Annotated in this window: 4 protein-coding genes; all 4 read left to right on the forward strand. The window is 41.8% G+C overall.

Translation table 11 applies throughout. The features are described 5' to 3' along the window. Nucleotides 1-13 precede the first annotated feature (13 nt). Nucleotides 14-169: a CHASE2 domain-containing protein gene (locus VIN08_RS28615; RefSeq protein WP_414693240.1), complete on the forward strand. Its 156-nt coding sequence runs from the start codon at nt 14-16 to the stop codon at nt 167-169. 40 nt (nt 170-209) lie between these two features. Continuing rightward, nucleotides 210-2,735 (forward strand): RHS repeat-associated core domain-containing protein, encoded by a 2,526-nt coding sequence (locus tag VIN08_RS04060; RefSeq protein ID WP_331960615.1) that lies wholly within the window; start codon nt 210-212, stop codon nt 2,733-2,735. 22 nt (nt 2,736-2,757) lie between these two features. Further along, nucleotides 2,758-3,192, forward strand: a complete 435-nt coding sequence (locus VIN08_RS04065; RefSeq protein WP_331960617.1) for a hypothetical protein — start codon at nt 2,758-2,760, stop codon at nt 3,190-3,192. Between the two features lie 89 nt (nt 3,193-3,281). After that, nucleotides 3,282-3,656, forward strand: a complete 375-nt coding sequence (locus VIN08_RS04070; protein WP_331960620.1) for a polymorphic toxin type 44 domain-containing protein — start codon at nt 3,282-3,284, stop codon at nt 3,654-3,656. The last annotated feature ends 160 nt before the right edge of the window (nt 3,657-3,816 follow it).

The following is a 3,816-nucleotide window of genomic DNA, read 5'->3' on the forward strand; positions in this document are numbered from 1 at the left end:
GAAAAAGGAGGATATAGAGGGGAAAATAGTAATGCTTGGCTTTTTAGGGCCCGGGGACACTGATAAGTTCTTCTCTCCATTTAATAAGAATTCTACTGAACCTGATATGTATGGTGTGGAATACTTGGCAAATATTGTTGCCCAGGTATTGGAGTATAAGAAGGAGTAAAGCAATAATGATTCATATTATTGTATTCAGTATTGAAAGTATGGCACCTAGATATATAAGCAGCAAACCCATACGTAAAATTACCCCCGCAGACCCGCTGACGAGCACTGACACCAATGACTATTTCGGGATGGAGTTTAGCTATGAGGCCGCAGCCGGCATGGGCAACAACGCTTACTATGATGGCAATGCCAGTGCCATAAAATGGAAAGGTTCTGGCGCTGCCAACGGTATGGCTGAACAACGCAGCTATAAATATACCTACGATCAGGCCGGCCGACTGACCAATGCTACTTTCCAGAAATCTACTGCCAGCAACTGGACTGCTGAGCAGAACACACTCAATGAAAATGCAACCTACGATGTAAACGGTAACATACAGACACTGACCCGTTACCAGAACCTGCGCGGCCTCAGCGGCACCACTACTACCAGTACGGCACTCGCTATCGATAACCTCACGTATACATACGCTGCCGGAAACCAGCTGAACAAAGTGGAAGATGCTGCCAGCGCAACCGGTTTTACCAATGGCAAAGTGAACGGTACCGATGAATATACCTACGATACCAACGGTAGTCTTACCAAAGATGATAACAAAGGCATCAGCAGCATAGTATATAATTTGCAAGGTAAAGCTTCCACCATCAATTTTACCGATGGTCGCAAGATTGACTATCTATACGATGCCAGCGGAAACAAACTCAAGATGACTACTACGGTTGGCAGCACAGTAACGGCTACGGACTATGTGAACGGCTTTGTATATACCAATAACGCACTCAGTTTCATTTCATCACCGGAAGGACGCGTGGTAAAGAACGGCTCAAACTATGAATACCAATATGCTATAGCTGACCATCAAGGTAATACGCGCGTGGTGTTCACGTCTGCTGCACCTGCCGTTGATAGTAAGACAGCAAGCTTCGAAACACCAAGCGCAGAGCAGGCTAACTTCCAGAATTATCCAACCGGAGGTAAGCTCAACAATACCGCTACAAACAACCATACTACTGCAGGTACAGGATCACTTCTGCTCAATGGCGGATATGCCGGGCTTGTAGGCGTTGCCAAAAGTTACCGCGTGTTTCCGGGCGATAAACTTCAGATAGATGCCTGGGGTATGTACCGGAACTTATCAACCAGCAGCTCAAGCCAGCTTACGCAGTTTGCAGGAGCATTGCTCTCAGCCTTTAGCCTCTCGGCACCCGTTGCAGGTGAAACCGGAACGGCTTCTTCCGCGCTCAATACCGTGGGAGGATTTGAGGCGGCCGGTTATGGCGATGGCAGCTCCGACAACACGCACGTGCGCGCATTTGTAAATATTATGCTGTTCGATAAAAATTATAAATTTGTGGATGCGGCATACGCCCAGTTACTGGCAACATCAGAAGGCGTGTATGTATCCATGTCGAAAAGTTATACGGTAAAAGAAGAGGGTTACGCCTATATGTACGTATCGAACGAAGACCAGCGGTTGGTAGATGTATATTTTGATGATGTGTCGATGAAGTATACACCTTCCAGCGTAGTGCAGTATAATGAGTACTATCCATTTGGTTTGCAGACACAGAATAGTTGGACGAGGACGAATGCAACGAATAATTACTTGTATAATGAGGCCAGTGAATTGAATAATACTTCTTCATTATATGATTTGCCTTACAGAAACTATGATGCTGTACTTGGAAGATTCCACCAGGTGGATCCTTTAGCACACATAGACCATTCAACCTCGCCATTTTCGTATGCAGGGAATAATCCAGCTAGATTCAATGATCCAAATGGTTTATTGAAGGCTACACAAGCGGAATTATTTCGTTTCATAGAAGATGCATGGTATGGTGATGGGGGAAGCTGGAGCGAAGATGGCGGCCAAATACTCTTTGGTTCCGAGGCTGAAGGTATTCAATGGGCAAGTGATCATGCTGAACAGTTTAAGCTTAGCGGTAGAGGGCGGCCAATCTATGACTTAAAATATGTTGGTGTTAGTCTAAATTCGGCCACTCAAACGATCGAACCCATCTTTGAAAAGATTCTTAAAGGATATGAGGCTGAAGATGAAAGTGGAAGTAAGGAGAAAGGCAGCGAAGAAAAGAAAGACGGTCCAGATGACCCACCAACTTTGACGGAGGCTTGGAATAGTTACTGGTGGAATTTGTCCGACATGTTAGGGTTACATAATGATATCCACAACGGTCCCGGCATAATAATAATAGGCAGGGGCAACGAACAATTTGCCTTGAAAAAATTGGGCGAAGGTAAATATGGGGTTTGGGATCTCAACGACCCTAAGCACATAATGAATATTCTTAATTTTACAACTGCAAGCAATATTCTGGACGCGGGCTTCGGAGCAATTGGAGTTTTTGAGGAAGACCCGCGAAATCTTTATTATGGTTCGTGGTTACCATCTGCAAGAATATATGTGTGGAGAGAAGTTCCAGGACATCCCGGACTTTATAGATATTTAGGGCCAAACAAGAAGTTCCAAGGCAAGCTGTTTAAATATGAGTATAAAGATGGAATTCATACGATGACGCCAACTTCAATTCCTTATCCTTAAAATTGAATTTAAATTATATTTTATGAACTTAAAAGTTTTTGCTATCGGTTTGGGTATTTCATTGATGCTATTTCTCTTTGGTTGTGGGAAAAGCGTTAAGGAGTTAAAACAAAAGAAAATGTATGGCATCAATGGTGAAGCTGTTTATCTATTTAACAAGCATGATTCAATTGCTATGATGTTTAAAGAATCGCTAAGCACCCGAAATTTTAGCGTATTATTGAAAAAGGATACAATAAGATTGGGCGGGAAATTTATAAGCTTAATTACAGCAGCAAAGCCTAAGTATACTATTCATGTATTTAAGCCAGAACCTGCAGTTTTTGAGGGTGCTGATGGCTCTCTAAAAGAATATACATATAACCCAACGAGTACAGGTGTATATGAATATACAGGCGAGATTCAATTCGACACAACAAAGATTCCATTCGAATATAAATTTATAGTTGTAGAGTAACTTATTTGTGGTAAGCTCAATTATATATTTTGCAAGTTGCGAAAAACTGAAGAGCAATGGGATAAAAAAATGATGATATTGAATTTCCCATGATCGGAATTAATCTCCTGTCTCCTGCAATACAACGAAGGGCAGCAAAGCTTAATTTCTTTAAGAACAAAGTCGGGACTAAGAAAGAGTTTGATATCAAACAGCCACATAAAGGTTTCAGTCGAGCTGAAATAGGCGACCAAGCAATTTATGATGGTAAGGTATATAACTACGATGATTTTGGAAATATCAACTACGGTGTCGCAGCCAGGGCGTTAGGGCTTACTTATTTTGAGGCTATTGCCGGAGCCGGATATAATCAAACGTTTCAAACAAAGACACCCGATTTCAATAATCCGGGTGGTTTTTTTGATCATAGTCGTGATACACAAATGATAAATTTAGGTTTCTTTATGGAGGTTCCTCAAAATTAAATTCTATGCGTTTAAATTTATTACCTTATTTAATGATGGTATTTGCGTTAACATCATGTGGACAGATTCCTGATCCTATGAGAAACAATATTGTTCTTACCGATGAAATCCATTAAGTAGCAGATTCAATAGCTCACCTGGAGTCCCTTTTGAAGAAATT

The organism is Ohtaekwangia sp., from assembly GCF_036568665.1.
GTDB lineage: Bacteria > Bacteroidota > Bacteroidia > Cytophagales > Cyclobacteriaceae > Ohtaekwangia.

Bases quoted from the DNA above. Each gene is read 5' to 3' on its own strand.
- VIN08_RS04060 (WP_331960615.1), top strand. From the start codon at position 210: ATGGCACCTAGATATATAAGCAGCAAACCCATACGTAAAATTACCCCC.
- VIN08_RS04065 (WP_331960617.1), top strand. From the start codon at position 2,758: ATGAACTTAAAAGTTTTTGCTATCGGTTTGGGTATTTCATTGATGCTA.
- VIN08_RS04070 (WP_331960620.1), top strand. From the start codon at position 3,282: ATGATCGGAATTAATCTCCTGTCTCCTGCAATACAACGAAGGGCAGCA.